The organism is Clostridium sp. AM43-3BH (assembly GCF_003479985.1).
GTDB lineage: Bacteria > Bacillota > Clostridia > Lachnospirales > Lachnospiraceae > Otoolea > Otoolea fessa.
Window position 1 is genome coordinate 158,432 of sequence record NZ_QUIH01000004.1, and the last position, 19,083, is coordinate 177,514.

The window sequence follows — 19,083 nt, forward strand, 5'->3', positions numbered from 1 at the left end:
GAAATGGATAATTTAAAATCTGCTGTAGCTTTACTCATCTGTGGAAAAGAACAAGGTACAGCATTTCTAATTAGCAACATATTAGCACTAACGATGACACATTGTGTTGAGGATGCAATTGAAAATGGAGAGGATATAAAACTTGCCTTTAAAAATATTCCTGGTCAAGATGAAATAAATATAAAGGCATCTATTGTATCATATGAAGAAGATTATCCTGTATCAGTTTTAAGATTGGATAATGAAATTCAAATTGAACCATTGGGTATATCTTGTTATGAAGATCACATTAGTCAAGAAGAAAAACTTATAGCGTATGGATATCCTCATGTAAAAGGGGATGAGGGATATCCTATTAATATATTTATCAATGACTATTTGAGTGAAAATGTAGTCAATGATGGTGATGTGACGTTAGTAATTGATCCTAAAATTCGAATAGAAAACTTTGCAGGAATGTCTGGAAGTCCAGTTGTTTATAGAAACAATGTGATAGGAATATTGATTGAGCAGGGAATAGAATCAATAGGTAATAACCGAAAAGCTGTCGATGTAAAAATGATTAGTATTAAAAGAATACAAAATTTGCTCGACAATGTTAGAATTCAGTATTTATCAATAAAGTACGCGGAATTACAAGATGAATTAAGAAAGATGCAACAACCAAAGGAGTATCGTGAAGATGGTTGTTATTATGATGAAAGAAAAAAGAATTACAAAGAAAAATACGTTGCGGATTACTGTGAATTAGATGGTGCTATTGAAGATTATGAAAAATCAATTGAAATTAAATTGAAAAGTATTTTCTCAATTAAGAATAAGGGCAATATAAAAAAGGCCTGGGATGAATTGCGAGAGTTGACAGCGATGGTGAGAGGAAGTAAAAGTAAACCATCTAAAATGCTATCACGTTTATATTATTTACAAGCATGTTGGTATCTTGATGATTATGAGGATAGTGGCAATGCACAAAAATATATCAAGAAAGCTTTGGAAATAAACCCGGATTATGATTGTAGAAATTATAATGCGAAAAAACTCTTTAAAGAGGGAAATGTTGTTGAAGTCAAGAAAGAGCTCTATCCAATTGATAATGTATCTATATTAAATACATACATACAACTATGTGTATATAATATCGAAATTGAAGATGCGTATGAAGTTTTTGAAAGTAGTAAACACTTGGCTAATGATGGGACTTACTATTTGATGTCCTTAATATGTATCTTGGACGGAGATTATGCATTAGCGCATCAGTATATGAAGAAGGCAAATGAAGAAGATAAGGATATGCCACTTCATATTATGATGGAAGGAGTAATTTTGTATTGGGAGTTACTTCCGTCAAATATGATATATGGAGATAGTCTGTTGCCTTCTATGTATGTAAATTCAATGCTTTTGCTAAATAGCGAATTGAAGCAAAAAGTCGATGAAATAGTGTCTTTATATCAAAAAGCATATGAACTGGCTGAAATTGCAGAAAACACGGAATTACAGAAACAGATATTAGCTGTATGGTTGAATACACTTTCGATATCTGATGAATATAGAGAAGAAGGTTATAAAATTGCCTCTAAACTAATGGAATTAGAACCATATCAGTGTCAAGCAGTTATTTTCTTTTGCGTTACTGGAAAGGAAATACCACTTAGAAAAGATTTTAACCCAACAGAGATTGTTCAAAAAAAAGGAAACAATATTGAATCAATGATTTCTTGTGTGTATTTGTTCATGAACAAAAAGGATTATGTGTCAGCATATAAAAAGTTAAAAGAGTATCGTTTTAAATTTGAAGAGATGCACATGATGAGTCATTGGTTTGAACTGGCGGTACGATGCTGTGATGATTCAAAAGAGTTGAGCCAAATGCAAGATAGTTTAGATAAATTCGACATGGATTTAACTACAAAAGAGAGAATTGACGGAATGATTTTAGAGGCGCTTGGGGAAAATGAAAAGCTCATAAATCATGCATTGTCATTATATCAGCAAACAAATCTAGAAATAGATTTGATAAATCTTATTAATTGTTATGAAAAAAATCAGGATTGGAAGAATGCTGAATATTATTGCAACGATTGGTTAAAAAAATTTCATAATCCTATGGCAAACATAAAAATAGTAAGATATCTTGCATTACAAAATAGACAAGAAGAATGTTTGAATAAGGTATGCGAGCTTAGAAAATCTGGACAGGAAGAATGTCTTACAAAAGAGGTCTTGTTTTATGAAGTTCAGGCACTTAAAATTTTGAGAAAATATAGTGAAGCGATAGAAAAAGGTGAAAACTTATGGAGTAAAGAAGTGTCTCCTAAAATACTTTTTTTGCTGGCGGAATGTTATTATTTGAATGTTCAGGAACAAGAGGCAATTTACACTTTAAGAGACGGCATTAAAAAGGGAATAAAAAATGTTGAAGTATATCAGATGTATGCGGAATTCAATAAAAGAATTAGTGTTAGCGAGTCTGAGAAATATGTAAAAAAAGCGTTGATACAATCGGATAACGATCCTAATGTAATGATGTGGGCAATGAATTTCCTCTATTCAATTGGAAAGAGTGATAGTGCATCCAAATTATTTGTTAAACTACAAGCTTTAGACAAAGTGGATTGCTTTAGAACATTGACTTTTAAAGAAGCTAAGGAATGGATTGAGAAAGTTGAGGAAGAAAGTAAAAAACGATATGAAATGTATATGAAGTGTCAATTCCCATATCACTTATTCTTTGACCACTCAGGGAATGCTAGTTATACATTGTATTGTCAGCAGTTATGGAGTAACAATATTAATAATTCAGTAGGAAAACAATTGTTATTAACAACGTTCGGAGGGCATCATGCTTCAATTGAAGAAATAAAGAAAACATTGGGACAAGCAATAACTATTGATTTCTCTTCGTTAATTCATTTGAAACATTTTGAGATATTAGATGATATTAAATCGTGTTGGAACCCAATAGTTATATCGGGAAATATTAGCAATATTATTGCTTCAGAACAAAATAAATGTTTGCCAAGTCAACCTGATATGTTAGCAGCAAAGGAAAAAATGGTGGCTACATGGAGAAGAAAAACGCTTAATTACATTGAATTACCTTCACAAAACGATTTGAAAAACTGGGTTGAAACTGGAATTAATCTGGGTGATATTGTTCCGTATGAGCTTGCAAAGTGTAATAATTTGATTTTAGTTTCTGATAATTTTATATCTGATTTATTAGAAGAGTCATATAAAATAACAGACGAAATGAGAAATGATGTTATTTCGCCCTATGAATTATTAGCCATTTTAGAAAAGAGAGGAGATATTAATAGTGAATTTAAAAATAAATATAAGGGAGGTAGAAAACTAAGAGAAGGAAATGAATTAATTGATACACTTGTTGGCTATAATGGAAAGTTGCCTATTTTAGTTGGTGAAAATTTTTTGCGAGAAATGTTCGAAATGGATGGAGTGTCAGTTATTTCGCATAAATGTAATATTCATGTAATTAGCAATATTTTTGATAATATTGAGAGTGAAATGAAGCGAGTCGAATTGGCAAAGGAAGCTTATGTTTTTTTGGAAGATTTAAAAAACGATATTCAAGAGAATAAAGAAGCTGGATATATTGGTTATTATGGCTTCTACGAAGATGAACATAAAAGAAAGAATGAAATATTTACTAATGATTTTCTGGATTTATTTCACTATGCATCTTTAAATAGCCATATACTTGTTTGTGATGATAGATGGGCAAATAGTTACAATAATTTTAATGATTGTTTTATCTATTCCGTTACTGATATTGTAGAGTTACTACATGAGCAAAGAATTATTTCGGATGAGAAGTATATTAATGTTATTACACAAATGTTTAATGAAGGTTATGCATATATTGTTCCGCCATTTGAATATATGAAATTGTTATTGGAACAAGTGCCAGATGGAAAGGATGTTAGTCAAGAGATTCCAGAAGAACTCTCTATAATGTGTGATTATTTGGTTTATATAACGGCATCAGAAAGCAAATTAGATGATGATATGATACATCAGGGTGTAATGCCAGAATCTGCCGGATACATGTATAACCTGCAAAGAGAATTAACAAAGCTTATGAAATATGTATGGTGTACTGAACGAGGTGAGTTATGGAAATGCCAAGTATCAGATTGGTTATTAGCTAATTATTCTGTCTTTTCATATCGCACAGTGATGAACGAGAGTGTTGACAGTGGTAATCAAAATTATTATGAGTTAGAACTTTCAAATTTCTTGTTTTCAGGTTTTTGTGAAATTCCGGGTAATTCATATAGGAAAGAATATTATAGTTGGTTATTTAACTGGTTTAGCAAAAATAATCAATGGAAAAATGGTTTAGAGGATAGACTAATACAATCATTAGCTAATCTTATAAGTGAAGTATATAGACATGAAAGTGGCACTCCATATAAAGATATTGGGATTGGAATGTTAGTTTTATCTGTAACAGCTGATATGCCAGAATACTATAGAAATCTGATCAGAAAAAATGCATCAATAGCACCAATAATAGAAAAATTTGAGGATAATTTTGTTTATTTAGGAGAAAAAGATTTTATTCTACGAGAACATTTTAATCAATGGCTTGAGGATGCAATGAAACAGGGAATTGATTGTAGTATCATAAGAACAAACGAAACAACGAAGAGAGAATATACAATAACATTCATTGTAAATGAGTTGTTTCACCAAGGGTTTAGGATTGAATACATTGACGATGCTAGAAATAAGAGAATATATTACTTTAGAATTGATCAAGCAATGTTACTCTGTCAAGATGCTCTGTTGAGAACAAAAGGATTGCTCTCTCTGAGTAGCTTTATTACGGATTTAGATATGAAAGAATGCCAGAGAAATCTAAATCGCAAAAATTGGGGAGAGATAGTTGATAAGGTTGTGTCAGAAATAAAATCGAGAGAAGATTATATTGTATACATCATTCGTTATATGTTGGAAAATGAAACTCAATTGTTTTCCATAGAAGATTTATTTCCGGATAGTATAGAATTATTTGAGAATGTACTAGCGAATAATTCAGAGGATGATGTATTTAAAAGGGGGAATCAATGGTTACAAGATAGTGACAAAAATGTCCTTAATATATTTTGTCAATTGATTATATACATATATAATTATTTTAGGAGAAGTGAGACTTATTTGACTTTTACAGAAAAAGATTCTCTTGTTGTTGCAAATTATTTTTCAGATATTGTACTAACACAAATTACTCAATTAAATGAAAGCAAGAGGCTAAAGTATACTTTACAAGAATTGTCAAATTGGTTGTTACAGCTAAATGATAGTATGGGATTCCTTGATAATTTTAAAAATAATGTCATCTCACAAGAAGAAAAAGCTGGAATAGAACAAGAGATAACTGAGTATTTTAGTTTAACCAATTTACAACATGCAAGTGGTAATGAGATAGTAAGTATTTGTAAAAAAATGTATTTTTTTGAAGGCGAGGATTTACAAACATATTTATTGTTAATAAAAGAATGGATAATAGAACATTGTAAAAAAGAAAAAGAAGGAGTAGATGAGGAAAAGGAACTCCTAAGTGTTATGGAGTATTATGTGTGTGTTGTAAATAAAGAAAAGCCAAATCAAATTGTTAATAGCTATCTTGAATTATGGGAGGAAATTTTAAATCAAGGTATTCATATTGAACTGTCAAGGAGCTCGATGTATATACTTCGAAGATGTATTACGGGTTTTAGTTTCGAACAAGGAATAAGGATGAGAAAAATTATTGAAAAGATAAGTTTACAAAGGTAAATGAATATTCTTGATTCAAGAAACCACAATTCTGGAAAATTGGAAACCGATATTCCGGATGTTAGAAACCAACTTAATTCTGCTTAGGTGACATAAACTTATATTGGCTTCATTTGTCAAGATCTTGCCGTGTAAGCGGTGTGAAGCAAGCTTTACATATGAAGAAGATGTCTTGACGCTGACCTTGATTGATATAGGAATGCTAGCGGATTTGTTTAGCATGTGATAGTAAACGAATAATTCTAATTCTAAATCTATTTAATTCAATAGGTTTAAGGCGAAAATTGGTGATAATGCTTTTGCATTAACGTCATACCAATGGGTAAAGATAACAGATAATTTCTAAATAATTCAGTTGCATTTCATCCTCATCCACACTATAATATCCTCGTGGCAACAGTTTGGCAACAACCATTCAGTAGGTCAAAATAAATAGTGTAATTGATATATAAATATGCCCCATATAAGACTAAAACTTAAACAAAATAAGTTAAGTGCGACCTGGGACATATTGAGTTTGAATAAACAAAAATGTTTAGTAAATCCAGCGTTTATGCGGGTTTGCAGCACTTTTAAAAGTCTTTTGATAACAATTTGATAACGGTTGCATGAGAGCCATTATTCTTGTAATCCAGTGGTTTTAGGGTTAGAGAATGATTGACAGGTGGTTGTGCAACAAATAAATCCATATTTATCTAAAAAGCCCTTAGCTGTGGGTATAAAACTCATAGCTAAGGGCTTTTGTCGTGCTTATTTATCTGGTTTGAGTTTGTCTTGGAACATTTCGATCGTAAATAGTAAACCACACATCTCTAGAACTACACCTCCAAGTTTGAGATAATGTTGGAAAAGTTGTACAATACACTTTTCCCATTTTTCACACTAGGAGGTCAATTATGAACACCAAACTTGCCACAGCACAGATCCGTGTAAAAAACTGGGCTGCTATTATTCAGGAGCGCAACGAATCTGGTCTGTCTGTCAAAGATTATTGTGCACAGCATCAGCTTTCATGAGACTCTTATTATTACTGGCTCCGCAAAGTGAAAGAGGCCCTGCTTGTAGAAAGCGGCTTTGCTGAAGTAACGCAGCCAAAGCAGTTCCCTGTGCAGAGGTCTGTAACAGCTGATCCAAATGAAATGTTAACGCTCAAATTCTTCTGTGGTTCCAGTAACCGGAAGATCAAAGGGCTGGTCTGGGAGGAAGACGGCTTCCTGCTTATTTATAAGCGGCTGGAGGCGGGAACTTTTCAATGGCCCCGATCGGAAGCGGAAGCCCGGAACATCACTTCGGAGCAGTATCATCTGCTCATGAGCGGATACTCCATAGCTCCATCTGTCCATAAGATCGATCCAAAACATCCAGTGTGACTTTGGTACAAAACAGAGAAGTTTTCTGTTTGATTCGAAAGCCTGTATGGGGATAAAAAGTTCTGTTTTTTATCCGCTTAACATGAATTGTGGACAGTCTTCTCTGCTACATGAAAAGTAAGCCGGATCCACCTGTTTTCAGGCAGCCTGGAAGGTATTCTCTACAGAAAGAACTGCTTTTGGAGCAGGAGTTTTCCACCGTCAAAATACCGAAAAGATATCGGTCTGATTTTTGTGTTTTTTCGCTTCTTCTGTTATACTGGATCCATAAAAGCGAAGGAGACTGATCGTCCGTATGGCACTTGCGTTATCAAAAGAACAGCTGGCAAAACTGAATAAAAGAGATATCCTGCAGCTCTTGCTTGAAAGCATGGAGCAGGAAAAAGAATTACGTAGCCAGCTGGCTGTTCTTACGGATGAGTTGAAACGGACAAACCAGCAGATGCAGGTGATCCTTGAAAAATGGAACCTTGCGCAGGCAACTCGCTTTGGACGTTCTTCTGAAAAAATGACATATGATACCGGAGCCTGCCAGCAGTTGGAACTAGCCATCATGTACGCGGAATGTTTCAATGAAGCAGAAGCATGTTTTTTACGGCAAATCTTGCTAATAACCCCAGGTTTCGCCTATAATAGGATTCAGTATGAATAATAGAAAGAAGGGGGTTAAGCAATGCAGGCATATACATATATTTCTAAGGGAAAGTTTGAATTAGTGGAAAAACCAAAACCGGTGCTTATGCACGAACGGGATGCGATTGTAAAGGTAACACTGGCCAGCATCTGTTCCAGTGATCTGCATATCAAACACGGAAGTGTGCCGCGGGCGGTCCCTGGAATTACAGTCGGCCATGAGATGGTAGGAATTGTGAAAGAAGTTGGGGCAGCGGTGACCCATGTGAAGCCGGGGGACAGGGTCACTGTAAACGTAGAGACCTTCTGCGGTGAATGCTTTTTCTGTAAAAATGGATATGTAAATAACTGTACGGACGAGAATGGCGGCTGGGCCCTGGGATGCCGTATCGATGGCGGACAGGCCGAATATGTGCGGGTTCCATTTGCAGATCAGGGATTAAATAAGATTCCGGATGGAGTGACAGACCGGCAGGCACTGTTTGTGGGAGATGTGCTGGCGACCGGTTATTGGGCGTCGAGAATCTCTGAGATCACGGAGAAAGATACAGTTCTGATCATCGGTGCCGGTCCGACGGGTATCTGTACCCTTCTCTGCGTAATGTTAAAGAAACCGAAACGAATTATTGTCTGCGAGAAAGATGAAAACCGCGTCCGCTTTATAAAGGAGCACTATCCGGATGTATACACCGTTTTACCGGAGGAATGTCTGGAATATGTTCAGAAAAACAGTGATCATGACGGAGCCGATGTGGTTCTTGAGGTGGCAGGAGCATCCTCTACTTTCCGGTTAGCCTGGGAATGTGCAAGGCCTAATGCAATCGTCACGGTGGTAGCGCTCTATGACGAAGCCCAGACGCTGCCGCTTCCGGATATGTATGGCAAGAATCTTACCTTTAAAATCGGCGGTGTAGATGGATGCGACTGTGAGGAGACGCTTCGCCTCATTGCAGAGGGCAAGATCGATACGGAACCGCTTATTACCCATACCTATCCGCTTAGCCGGATCGAAGATGCATACGAGCTTTTTGAGAACAAGAAAGATGGAGTGATTAAGGTAGCGGTGGAGTGCTAGTTGGATAAAGAAAGGTAAGAGATACATGCAGAACATCAGATGGGCAGTTCTTGGAACCGGAGTGATTGCAAATGAAATGGCCGTGGCCTTAAAGAAAAACGGGCGAAACATCGATGCGGTGGGTAACAGAACCCATGAGAAAGCGGTTGCATTTGCAGAAAAATATGGGATAAAAAAGGTATATGATAATTATAATGACATGTTTACAGACCCGGATATTGATGTAATCTATATCACAACTCCCCATAATACCCATATTAATTTTATGCGCAGGGCAATTGAGAATGGAAAGCACATTCTGGTCGAAAAATCTATCACCTTAAACAGCCGGGAACTGGATGAGGCAATTGCTCTGGCGGATAAAAAGGGTGTTGTCATAGGTGAGGCCATGACGATTTATCATATGCCGATTTATAAAAAACTGAAGGAAATTCTTGAGTCAGGGAAACTTGGAAAGGTGAATCTGATTACTATGAATTTTGGAAGCTTCAAAGAATATGATATGAACAACCGCTTTTTTAATAAAAACCTGGCAGGAGGTGCCATGCTGGATATCGGGGTGTACGCGCTTTCCTTTATCCGTTGGTTTATGGATTCCAAGCCGGATCAGCTTTTATCCCAGGTAAAACCGGCACCTACAGGAGTGGATGAACAGGCAGGATTGCTGCTGATGAATCAGGAAGGCCAGATGGCATCTGTCATGTTGTCGCTGCATTCCAAGCAGCCGAAAAGAGGCATGGTATCCTGTGAAAAGGGATATATAGAAATCATGGAATATCCGAGAGCCTGGGAAGCGAGAATCACCTATACAGATTCCGGAGAAACGGAAGTGATTCAGACCGGTGAGCATGCAGATGCGCTGGCCTATGAGCTGGCGGATATGGAGAAAGCCATCCGTGGGGATGCAGAATGCATGCATTTGGATTATACAAAAGATGTGATGGGTATGATGACGGAATTCAGAAAAGAATGGGAATTTCAGTATCCGGAGGAGATGTAAATTATGGTACGAAAACACATCTTTTTTTCAGGTGATGTCCAGGGCGTCGGCTTCCGCTACCGCTCCTTTTATATCGCCCAGTCCCTTGGCCTGGCCGGCTGGGTGGAGAACCTGTGGGACGGAAGAGTGGAGATGGAAGTGCAGGGAAGCGAAGCTTCCATTCGGGAAATGTTAGATCGGATTCAGCAACAGAGATGGATCAACGTGGCGGATATGGAGATCACAGAGATTCCCTGTGAAGAAGAAAGAGGATTTAAGATAAGATAGAGATAAAAATGAGGGGGATGTTACTATGTTTATCAATTTTTCCAATCATCCAAGCAGACTTTGGGCAGAGGAAGAGAGAAATGCGGCTCTTCAGTATGGAACGATTGAGGATCTGGCCTTTCCGCAGGTTCCGGAAGGCGCAGTCTAATCACTGGCTAAGCCAGTGGTCATGATTTGCATTACCAGAGCCAATTCCATTTTTGGGTGTATAAAAATACAGGAAAATGACAAAAAACATGTAAATTTTTAGTTGGCTTTTTAGCATTCTATGGTACACTAATATGGTACATCAAAAAATGGGAGGAAGACTCAAAAATGAGCAAAAAAGAAGAAAAAGGGCTAAAGTCCTTTAACAAGGGATTCCAAGTGCCAGATACCTACATTATTATCTTTTTAGTAGTCGTTATCGCAGCACTTCTGACATTTCTTGTACCAAAGGGATTTTACGAAACACAGGATATTTCATATATGATCAATGGTGTTGAGAAAACCCGTACAGTAATCAAGGACGGAAGTTTCCAGTATCTGACAGATGATGCAGGAAATGTAGTAACAGAAGGAGTAGCACTCTTTAGCGGAGATGGTGGAACAGGATTCTTCAACTATATGTATAACGGAATCGTAAATAGTTCTGCAATCGAGATTATCGCATTCCTTATGGTAGTAGGTGGTGCATTTGGTATCATGATCCGTACAGGTGCGATTGAATCTGGATTGATCGGATTGATCCGTAAGGCCAAGGGAGCAGAAAAACTACTGATTCCGATACTTTTCGTACTGTTTTCTCTTGGTGGAGCAGTTTTCGGAATGGGAGAAGAAGCGCTTCCGTTTACTATGATTCTTTGTCCGTTGTTTGTAGCAGTTGGATATGATTCAGTTATCGCAGTTCTTGTTACTTATGTTGCCACACAGATTGGTTTCGGTTCATCTTGGATGAATCCGTTCTCTGTAGGCATTGCACAGGGTATTGCAGGTATTGACGTATTCTCCGGTGCAGGATTCCGTATGGTAATGTGGGTCGTATTTACAGCACTCGGCTGTGGAATGACTATGTTCTATGCATCAAAGATTAAAAAGAATCCGACAATCTCAATCGCATATAAGACGGATTCATATTTCCGTGAGCAGAATGAAACAACAGGAATTGACGAAGGACATTCATTTGGTCTTGGACACATTTTAGTCCTTCTGACACTGGCTGTTACAGTAGTATGGGTAGTTTGGGGAGTTATGACTCAGGGATACTACATGCCGGAGATTGCAACACAGTTCTTTATTATGGGAATTGTTTCCGGTGTGTTTGGAGTTATCTTTAAACTGAATGATATGAAACTGAATGATATTGCAACATCTTTCAAAGATGGAGCAAAAGACCTGATCGGTGCTGCCCTTGTCGTTGCTATGGCACAGGGAATCATGCAGGTTCTTGGTGGTTCTGATCCGACAACACCTACAGTTATTAATACAATTATGTATAATATTTCAAATGCATTGTCTGGAGTTTCCGGAGCAGTTGCAGCCGTACTTATGTATCTGTTCCAGTCCGTATTTAACTTCTTCGTTGTATCCGGAACAGGACAGGCTGCCATCACAATGCCTATCATGGCTCCGCTGTCAGACCTGTTAGGTGTTTCGCGTCAGACAGCTGTAGTTGCATTCCAGCTTGGTGATGCATTTACAAACCTGATTGTTCCTACATCCGGATGCTTGATTGGATCTCTTGCAATTGCAAAGATTGAGTGGTCTAACTGGATTAAATTCATGTGGAAATTCCTTGGTGTCTTAATGATTGGTGCAATCATTACAGTTCTTGTTGCAGTTGGAATTGGATTCTAAAATATGTATTTTATCTCAGTCGAGAAGACTCCCACCTCTTTTGGTGGCGAGTAATAGCAAATTTGTCTTAGTGGGAGTGATTTGTGATGAAATTAATTCAGGATATTGATGTTTATGCTCCACAGCATCTGGGGAAAAAAGATGTACTTATAATCAATGATAAGATTGTTAAGATTAAAGATGCGGGTTCTATATCCGCAGACGGATTTCTTTCTGAGGCAGAAAGGATCAATGGAGAGGGGCTACTTTTAACTCCGGGATTCATTGATAGTCATGTTCATGTACTCGGAGGCGGTGGCGAAGGCGGATTCGCCAATCGTACTCCGGAAGCAACCATGGAAGGACTTACGAAGTTTGGAGTGACAACCGTTGTTGGCTGCCTTGGAACAGATGGAATCGGTCGTGATATGTGTGCACTGGTTGCAAAGACAAAAGGATTGAATGAGCAGGGAATGTCTGCATACTGTTATACCGGAAGTTATCAGATTCCGGTCCGCACGTTGACTGACAGTATTGTGAAAGATATTATGATGATTCAGGAAATCATTGGAACGGGAGAAATCGCGATCTCTGATCATCGTTCTTCACAGCCGACTTTCGAGGAATTTGCACGTGTCATTGCGGATACAAGGCTTGGTGGTGTTCTTTCCGGGAAAGCTGGCATTGTAAATGTTCATCTGGGCGATAGTCCGAGATGCTTAGATCTGATTGAACGAGTAGTCGATGAGACAGAGATACCGGCAACTCAAATACTGCCAACACATATCAATCGAAATGAGATGCTTTTTGGCAAGTCGATTGAGTATGCACTGAAAGGCGGAGCAGTAGACTTTACTGGAAATGAAGATATGGACTATTGGGAAACTATCTGTGATGAGGTACGTGTATGTAATGGTATCAAACGGATGTTAGATGCAGGAGTAAATCCTGACCGCATAACAATTTCTTCTGACGGGCAGGGAAGCCTTCCGATGTACAGTAGTGATGGCAAATTCCTTGGAATGGGCGTTGGACAGTCCAGCTGCCTTCTGAAGGAAGTAAAGGAATGTGTATTTAAAACAGAAATTCCTTTAGAAATAGCAATTTCTACAATTACATCGAATCCAGCAGATATTCTTTGTCTTAAGGAAAAAGGTAAGGTTGAAGAGGGCTATGATGCGGATCTTTGTATTCTCGACCAGGAACTTCAGCTTGTTGAAGTGATTGCAAAAGGGAATACAGTTTATAAAAAATAAAGGATATCAGATGTGAGAAGCATCAGTCACTTAGTTGGCTGGTGCTTTTTTGCGTGCTTATACAGTTGATAAAATGATAACCTTGCATAAAAAGAGATGCTGTCTACTGGTAGAATTAAAAAGAAAAAAAGTTGTTGACATACACCACAAATATAATTACACATTCTAAATGTTTGAATTGTAATTATTCTATATGATAGAAGAAGGAGATAAATAATAAATGGATGATTCCTTTCACTACTTGGGAGAGTTATTCTTTTATCTATTTAAGCGACCAACTTAAGGCAAAGTTGACGGTATATCGGACGTTTTGTCCGAAACCATAGCCTGATCCCTTCTTTTACATACGACAGTATGCCTGAGATACCTTTAGCCAGCCGATAATAGCTGAAATGGATTTTTTCTTTTATAGGGTCTGCTTTCTGTATGATTGCAACCTTCAGGGCATGCGTTTCTGATTTCATGGATATATGTGCCAGAAATGCCATGCACAGGGTAATATAAAAATTTAGGGCATTGATTGCAGTGAGCTTCCTTACACGGAAGTTTTCAAACTGAAACATCTGCTTTTTTAGAGGTTTCTGGGCTTTGTGCTTGCAAAATGCTTGCAGTAAGTAAAATTTCTTATAATTTGAAAATACCAAGATGAAAATATCAAGGAAAGAAATCCCTTGACATTTCCCACCAACATGCCTAAAATAATAAACAGATTGCATACATGAAATCAATCAAACCAAACAAACCAAAAGCTATGATCGTGTTTTATAAGATACTGTTTCCGGTCAGAGAGAAGAGGTCAGCGGCTGTGAGCCTTTTTCCGTTCAGACAGATATCCGAATTTCCCACGGGAGCTGCATTGCTGAAATTTAGAGTAGGCATTGCCGTCTGGTGTACGTTACATACCGGAAAGTGTCTGTGGCAGACGAAGAAATGACCTGCCGACAGGAAGCTGGGTGGTACCGCGGTATAGATATGATCGTCCCTTTGCACGTTTTGTGCGAAGGGATTTTTTTATGTCATGTCGCAAGCGACCGCGCGAGACGCCCGAATGTGCCAGAGAACATTCTTTATGCACAAATTCGTGTCCACAAGTTAAAGCAATATCAAGATAAAAAGCAACAAAAGTAATAGAAGGAGAGAAATCATGCAGGATTTAAAAGAACTGAATGAAGTGATCACTGCGATCAAAGAGGAAATCCGCCAGGGTGCGGATGCTCTGACGACTTCCAAGAGTGTCTATGAGTTTAAGAAGACCTTTCTGGATAATAAGCAGGGCAGAATTGGTCTGCTGATGAAAGAAATGCGCAATGTTGCCAATGACCAGAAAGCGGAATTTGGTAAGACTATCAACGGCGCCAAGGAGTGGGCAAACAATTTCTTTGACGAGCTGGATCAGAAATTAAAAGAGAAAGAGCAGCAGCAGCGCTATGAATCGGAGAAGATTGATATCACGATGCCGCCGGTTAAAATCCGTTACGGTAATCTGCATCCAGTTACGACGGTCCGCAATCAGCTGACGGATATCTTCACCTCTATGGGATTTGAGGTATATGAGGGAACCGAGATCGAGACCGATTATTATAACTTTACAGCATTAAATACGCCGCAGGATCATCCGGCGCGCGATATGCAGGATACATTCTATCTGTCTCCGGAATTCTTGCTCCGTACCCAGACATCGGCTGGACAGGTTCATGTCATGGAAGCGAAAAAACCGCCGATCAAGGTTGTTTCCCCGGGTAAAGTATTCCGTTCTGACGATGATGCGACCCATTCTCCGATGTTCAGCCAGATGGAAGGTCTGGTTGTTGATGAGGGCATCACCCTGTGTGATTTAAAGGGTATGCTGGATATGTTTGTTCAGAGAATTTTCGGTGAGCAGACAAAAACGAGACTTCGTCCGTCCTATTTCCCGTTCACGGAGCCGTCTGTTGAGGTCGATGTAAGCTGCTTCCAGTGCGGCGGCAAGGGTTGCCGTCTGTGCAAGGAAACAGGCTGGATCGAGGTTCTCGGCGCTGGTGTGGTAAATAAGAAGGTACTGGAAAACTGCGGCATTGATTCCAATAAATATAGTGGATTCGCATTCGGATTGGGTCTGGAGCGTATCGCAATGCTGAAATACGGCATCAACAACATCAAGATGCTTTTTGAGTCTGATCTGCGTGTGCTGGATCAGATCGATGACTGATCAGGACAGGAGGATTAGAAATGCTTGTACCGTTAAGCTGGTTAAAAGATTATGTAGATATTAATATTTCCGCAGATGAGCTGGAGAAGAAGCTTTTTGACTGTGGATTTGAGGTAGAAGAAAAATGGCAGGTTGGCAAGGATATCAGCGGCATCGTCGTTGGTTATGTTGACTCCTGTGAGCCGATTCCGGAAACACATCTTCATGTGTGCCAGGTCAATGTAGGTGGTCCGGAACTCTTACAGATCTGCTGTGGCGCTGACAATGTAAAAACTGGCGGAAAATTCCCAGTTGCCATGATTGGCGCGAAAGTATATGCAACTGCAAAAGACCATGTGACGATCGAGGGCGTGGCCACCATTAAAAAGGGTAAATTGAGAGGTTATGAGTCCCAGGGTATGCTGTGTTCCGGTACCGAGCTTGGCTTAAACGAGGATCTGTATCCGGGTGCTGGTTACAACGGATTGCTGGTTCTGCCGGAGGATGCGGAAATTGGTTCGGATGTCAAAGAGCTGACCGGCTTAAATGACTGGATCTTCGATGTTTCTATCACGGCAAACCGTCCGGACTGCCAGAGTATTTTCGGTCTGGCAAGAGAGGTTGCCGCCGCACTGGGCGAGCCGCTCAAGACACCGGCACTGGATTACACTGAGACAGAAGTTGAGAAAGAAGGCTTCAACGTAACGGTAGAGGCACAGGATCTTTGCCCGCGTTACATTGCACACTATGTATATGACGTAAAACTGGGTCAGTCCCCAGCATGGATGAGACGCCGTCTGGCTCTGGTAGGGAATAATTCCATTTCCAATATTGTTGATATTACAAACTATATCATGCGTGAGTTAGGTCAGCCGCTTCATGCGTTTGACTGCGATTATCTGGAGGGCAATGCGATCAACGTAAGACGCGCGGCCGAGGGCGAGAAGATCGTGACGCTGGATGAGAAAGAATTTACCTTAAATCCGAACAATCTGGTTATCTGCGACGGCAAAAAGCCGGTAGCACTTGCCGGAATCATGGGTGGTTTAAATTCTGAGATCCGTGATACCACGACGGAAGTGATGTTCGAGGCAGCTAAATTTGCCCGTGACAACATCCGCAGAAGCTCCCGTGCATTAGGACAGGGATCCGACGCGAGCCAGCGATATTCTAAGGGCGTCGATGAGTACACAACCGAGATGGCGATGAAACGTGCCCTGCACCTGGTTGAGGAGCTGGGAGTTGGTAAGATTTCCAAGACCCATAAAAATGTAAATACCGGAAACTCCTTAGAGCCGGCTACCTTCAAGACAAGTGTTAAGAAAGTAAACGCTGTTCTGGGTATTACCGTTCCGGACGAGGATATTTTACGCATCCTGACTGGCTTAAACTTCCAGCCGGAGATCAACGGCGACGAACTGACCATGCATTTCCCGGCATACCGCGAGGATATGGAAGATTATCCGGATGTTGCCGAGGAAGTGATCCGTATGTACGGCTACGATCACATCACATCGACCTTCATGCCGAGTGCTAAGGTGACGATCGGTGGAAGCAACCTGCGTCAGAGAACAATTCTGAAAGTAAAGAGAACGCTGTGCAGTGTTGGCGCATTTGAGGGAATACACTATTCCTTCTTCTCCCCGTCGGATCTGGATGAAATGGGATTTGCAGAGGACGCGCCAGAGCGCAGGGCGATCCGCATCATGAATCCGATCAACGAGGATCTGTCCCTGATGAGAACAACACTGGCACCGCAGATGATTCATGCAATGGGACGCAACCAGAAGAGAGGCATCTTCGAGGGACGTATCTTCGAGATTGGAAATGCATTTATTCCGAAGTCCCTACCTCTGACGGAATATCCGGAAGAGCGAGAGACGCTGTGCATCGGTGCATTTGGTAAGGAAGAGTCCTTCTTTACCTTAAAGGGAATGGCAGAGGCAGTTGCCGATGTTTTAAATATTACTTTTAACTATGAAAAAGCAGAGAAACCGTTCCTGCATCCGTATCAGACCGCAGCGATCTTCTGCGAGGGCGAGGAGATTGGTTACCTCGGTAAGGTAAAATATGAGATCATGAAGGAAGAGGCAATGCGCGAAGATGCGTATGTGTTGGAGATCAGCATGAAAGCGCTGGAGAAATGGTATGGAAAAGCCAAAGTATTTGAGCCGCTTCCAAAATTCCCGGAGGAAAAACGTGATCTGGCGCTGGTTATGGACAAAAACATCACCTGCGGACAGGTTGAGGGCTGTATCCGCGAGGCTTGTGCTTACGTCAAGGATGTTAGTCTGTTCGACGTATACGAGGGCAGACAGATCGCAGCCGATAAGAAATCGATGGCATTTACCGTTCTCTTCACTCCGAAGGAAGAGGCGTTCAAGGCAGATACCGTTGACGGATATGTCAAGAAAGTGCTGAAACAGCTGAATAAGATGTATGGAATTGAGCTGAGAAGCTGATTTTGAAGGAAAGAAAAGGCTGCTGTCCAGAGAGAGAAAATTTGGACGGCAGTCTTTTTGTGTAATAGGAAATTCCTTGGAATTCCCTATTACACAAAAAGGCACTAACGTGCCAATGATGCGCACTCGCGCGAAGCAGAAACATGTCGCAAGCGACCGCGCTCGGCGCGAGAATGTGCCAAGGCACATTCTTTTTCACGTTCATAAAAAAATGTTTGATGATAAGTTTGATTACGCTTCATTTTCTATTCGTATAATCACAATATCATTTAATTTCAAAACCATATTTTTCTGCGGAAGCACCGACAGATCATCGCGCAGCACCAGAAATATCTTGATATTCTGCTCTTCTTCCATCTCTTCAATGGTTTTTCCGGCATATCGTTTATCGACGAAAACCTCGGCAATTTCCTGAATATCCGCGTCCTTCATGCTGGACAGGCTGCTCTTGCGCTGGTACTGTTCGACGAAACCGGCGCTGATGATACCGGTTGGGATCGCGACGGCACCGACTCCGAGGTAGGCGATGCAGATCGCCATCACGCGCCCAAGCGTTGTGACCGGGTAAATATCGCCGTAACCGACGGTCAGCAGCGTGGACATACTCCACCAGATGCCGCTGAATGCATTGCGGAAAATGTCCGGCTGAGCGTTGTGCTCGACACTATACATGCACATGCTGCTCGCCAGCATCAGCACCATGACGATGAACACAGAGGAAATGATCTGGTTCCGTTTTTCATAGAGTACGGTGGTAATGATGTTGAACGAGTCGTATTTCGCATTGAGCCGGAACAGATGGAAAATCCGCGCCACGCGCAGCATACGGAAAATGATGAAGCCCGAAAGAAAAAAGACCGGGATGATCGTCAGCAGATCCACCACTCCATCAAAGGAAATGAGAAAGCAGAATCGGGCGCGTCCCGGCGTTTTTTCTGGATAGAGATAGTCGGCAGTCCAGATGCGCAGCGCGTATTCAATACAGAAAATCAGGACACTGGCATGTTCCAGCATGGTAAACAGACCACCGAAGGATGTTAATTGATCGAATGTTTCCAGAAACGTGACAATGATATTGCAGATGATCGTGAAGGTGATGAAAATATCGAATGCACGGCTGATACGGTTGCTTTTGTCGCCGATCTGGATGATGTTAAATATTTTTTCTTTCATAGTGGATATTTTTATAATAATTTTTGGGTGAATGTGTTTCCCTGTTGGTATAAAAGAGGG

General features: G+C 40.1%; 14 protein-coding genes. 12 read left to right on the forward strand and 2 right to left on the reverse strand.

The genetic code is table 11. The features are described from left to right. Nucleotides 1-3: 3 nt before the first annotated feature. From DW931_RS08160 to iadA, 9 genes are all read left to right on the forward strand, one after another. The gene (locus DW931_RS08160; RefSeq protein WP_118468213.1) at nt 4-5,805 is read left to right on the forward strand and encodes a serine protease; all 5,802 of its coding nucleotides are present in this window, start codon (nt 4-6) and stop codon (nt 5,803-5,805) included. Nucleotides 5,806-6,911: 1,106 nt separating this feature from the next. Continuing rightward, nucleotides 6,912-7,175 carry an IS66 family insertion sequence element accessory protein TnpB gene (gene tnpB / locus DW931_RS08165; protein ID WP_227589623.1) on the forward strand — a complete coding sequence of 88 codons (264 nt, stop codon included), beginning with the start codon at nt 6,912-6,914 and terminating at the stop codon, nt 7,173-7,175. A 295-nt stretch (nt 7,176-7,470) separates the two neighbouring features. Beyond that, complete coding sequence (locus DW931_RS08170; RefSeq protein WP_118481957.1) at nt 7,471-7,827, forward strand: hypothetical protein; 357 nt, start codon at nt 7,471-7,473, stop codon at nt 7,825-7,827. Nucleotides 7,828-7,848: 21 nt separating this feature from the next. Then, nucleotides 7,849-8,883 (forward strand): alcohol dehydrogenase, encoded by a 1,035-nt coding sequence (locus tag DW931_RS08175; RefSeq protein WP_118468209.1) that lies wholly within the window; start codon nt 7,849-7,851, stop codon nt 8,881-8,883. Between the two features lie 25 nt (nt 8,884-8,908). Beyond that, on the forward strand, nt 8,909-9,883 hold the full coding sequence (locus DW931_RS08180) for a Gfo/Idh/MocA family oxidoreductase (RefSeq protein ID WP_118468207.1): 975 nt from the start codon (nt 8,909-8,911) through the stop codon (nt 9,881-9,883). Nucleotides 9,884-9,886: 3 nt separating this feature from the next. Further along, complete coding sequence (locus tag DW931_RS08185; RefSeq protein WP_182426641.1) at nt 9,887-10,150, forward strand: acylphosphatase; 264 nt, start codon at nt 9,887-9,889, stop codon at nt 10,148-10,150. 25 nt (nt 10,151-10,175) lie between these two features. Beyond that, on the forward strand, nt 10,176-10,298 hold the full coding sequence (locus DW931_RS16380; protein ID WP_022360385.1) for a hypothetical protein: 123 nt from the start codon (nt 10,176-10,178) through the stop codon (nt 10,296-10,298). Nucleotides 10,299-10,465: 167 nt separating this feature from the next. After that, on the forward strand, nt 10,466-11,986 hold the full coding sequence (gene yfcC / locus DW931_RS08190; protein ID WP_118468203.1) for a putative basic amino acid antiporter YfcC: 1,521 nt from the start codon (nt 10,466-10,468) through the stop codon (nt 11,984-11,986). Between the two features lie 86 nt (nt 11,987-12,072). After that, nucleotides 12,073-13,221 (forward strand): beta-aspartyl-peptidase, encoded by a 1,149-nt coding sequence (iadA, locus tag DW931_RS08195; RefSeq protein ID WP_118468201.1) that lies wholly within the window; start codon nt 12,073-12,075, stop codon nt 13,219-13,221. A gap of 266 nt (nt 13,222-13,487) precedes the next feature. Here the strand turns inward: iadA and DW931_RS16085 are convergent, their stop codons facing one another. Then, the gene (locus tag DW931_RS16085; protein ID WP_227589624.1) at nt 13,488-13,784 is read right to left on the reverse strand and encodes a transposase; all 297 of its coding nucleotides are present in this window, start codon (nt 13,782-13,784) and stop codon (nt 13,488-13,490) included. Nucleotides 13,785-14,136: 352 nt separating this feature from the next. Here DW931_RS16085 and DW931_RS08205 point away from each other — a divergent pair, with 352 nt between their 5' ends. From DW931_RS08205 to pheT, 3 genes are read left to right on the forward strand one after another with little or no spacing between them, the layout of a single operon-like run. Further along, the gene (locus DW931_RS08205; protein ID WP_147353103.1) at nt 14,137-14,349 is read left to right on the forward strand and encodes a hypothetical protein; all 213 of its coding nucleotides are present in this window, start codon (nt 14,137-14,139) and stop codon (nt 14,347-14,349) included. Nucleotides 14,350-14,365: 16 nt separating this feature from the next. Beyond that, complete coding sequence (gene pheS / locus DW931_RS08210) at nt 14,366-15,409, forward strand: phenylalanine--tRNA ligase subunit alpha (RefSeq protein WP_022359088.1); 1,044 nt, start codon at nt 14,366-14,368, stop codon at nt 15,407-15,409. Nucleotides 15,410-15,429: 20 nt separating this feature from the next. Next, nucleotides 15,430-17,850, forward strand: coding sequence for a phenylalanine--tRNA ligase subunit beta (gene pheT / locus DW931_RS08215; protein WP_118468199.1), 2,421 nt, complete (start codon nt 15,430-15,432; stop codon nt 17,848-17,850). A gap of 231 nt (nt 17,851-18,081) precedes the next feature. On the opposite strand, the gene DW931_RS08220 is transcribed toward pheT, so the two are convergent. Continuing rightward, the gene (locus tag DW931_RS08220) at nt 18,082-19,023 is read right to left on the reverse strand and encodes an ion transporter (protein ID WP_022359086.1); all 942 of its coding nucleotides are present in this window, start codon (nt 19,021-19,023) and stop codon (nt 18,082-18,084) included. Nucleotides 19,024-19,083: the final 60 nt, after the last annotated feature.

What these genes read in the sequence shown, in the direction of transcription:
- DW931_RS08170 (WP_118481957.1), top strand. Translation starts at nt 7,471, where the DNA reads ATGGCACTTGCGTTATCAAAAGAACAGCTGGCAAAACTGAATAAAAGA.
- iadA (WP_118468201.1), top strand. Translation starts at nt 12,073, where the DNA reads ATGAAATTAATTCAGGATATTGATGTTTATGCTCCACAGCATCTGGGG.
- DW931_RS08220 (WP_022359086.1), bottom strand. Translation starts at nt 19,023, where the DNA reads ATGAAAGAAAAAATATTTAACATCATCCAGATCGGCGACAAAAGCAAC.
- DW931_RS16085 (WP_227589624.1), bottom strand. Translation starts at nt 13,784, where the DNA reads ATGTTTCAGTTTGAAAACTTCCGTGTAAGGAAGCTCACTGCAATCAAT.
- DW931_RS08180 (WP_118468207.1), top strand. Translation starts at nt 8,909, where the DNA reads ATGCAGAACATCAGATGGGCAGTTCTTGGAACCGGAGTGATTGCAAAT.
- yfcC (WP_118468203.1), top strand. Translation starts at nt 10,466, where the DNA reads ATGAGCAAAAAAGAAGAAAAAGGGCTAAAGTCCTTTAACAAGGGATTC.
- pheS (WP_022359088.1), top strand. Translation starts at nt 14,366, where the DNA reads ATGCAGGATTTAAAAGAACTGAATGAAGTGATCACTGCGATCAAAGAG.
- DW931_RS08185 (WP_182426641.1), top strand. Translation starts at nt 9,887, where the DNA reads ATGGTACGAAAACACATCTTTTTTTCAGGTGATGTCCAGGGCGTCGGC.
- DW931_RS08160 (WP_118468213.1), top strand. Translation starts at nt 4, where the DNA reads ATGGATAATTTAAAATCTGCTGTAGCTTTACTCATCTGTGGAAAAGAA.
- pheT (WP_118468199.1), top strand. Translation starts at nt 15,430, where the DNA reads ATGCTTGTACCGTTAAGCTGGTTAAAAGATTATGTAGATATTAATATT.
- DW931_RS16380 (WP_022360385.1), top strand. Translation starts at nt 10,176, where the DNA reads ATGTTTATCAATTTTTCCAATCATCCAAGCAGACTTTGGGCAGAGGAA.
- DW931_RS08175 (WP_118468209.1), top strand. Translation starts at nt 7,849, where the DNA reads ATGCAGGCATATACATATATTTCTAAGGGAAAGTTTGAATTAGTGGAA.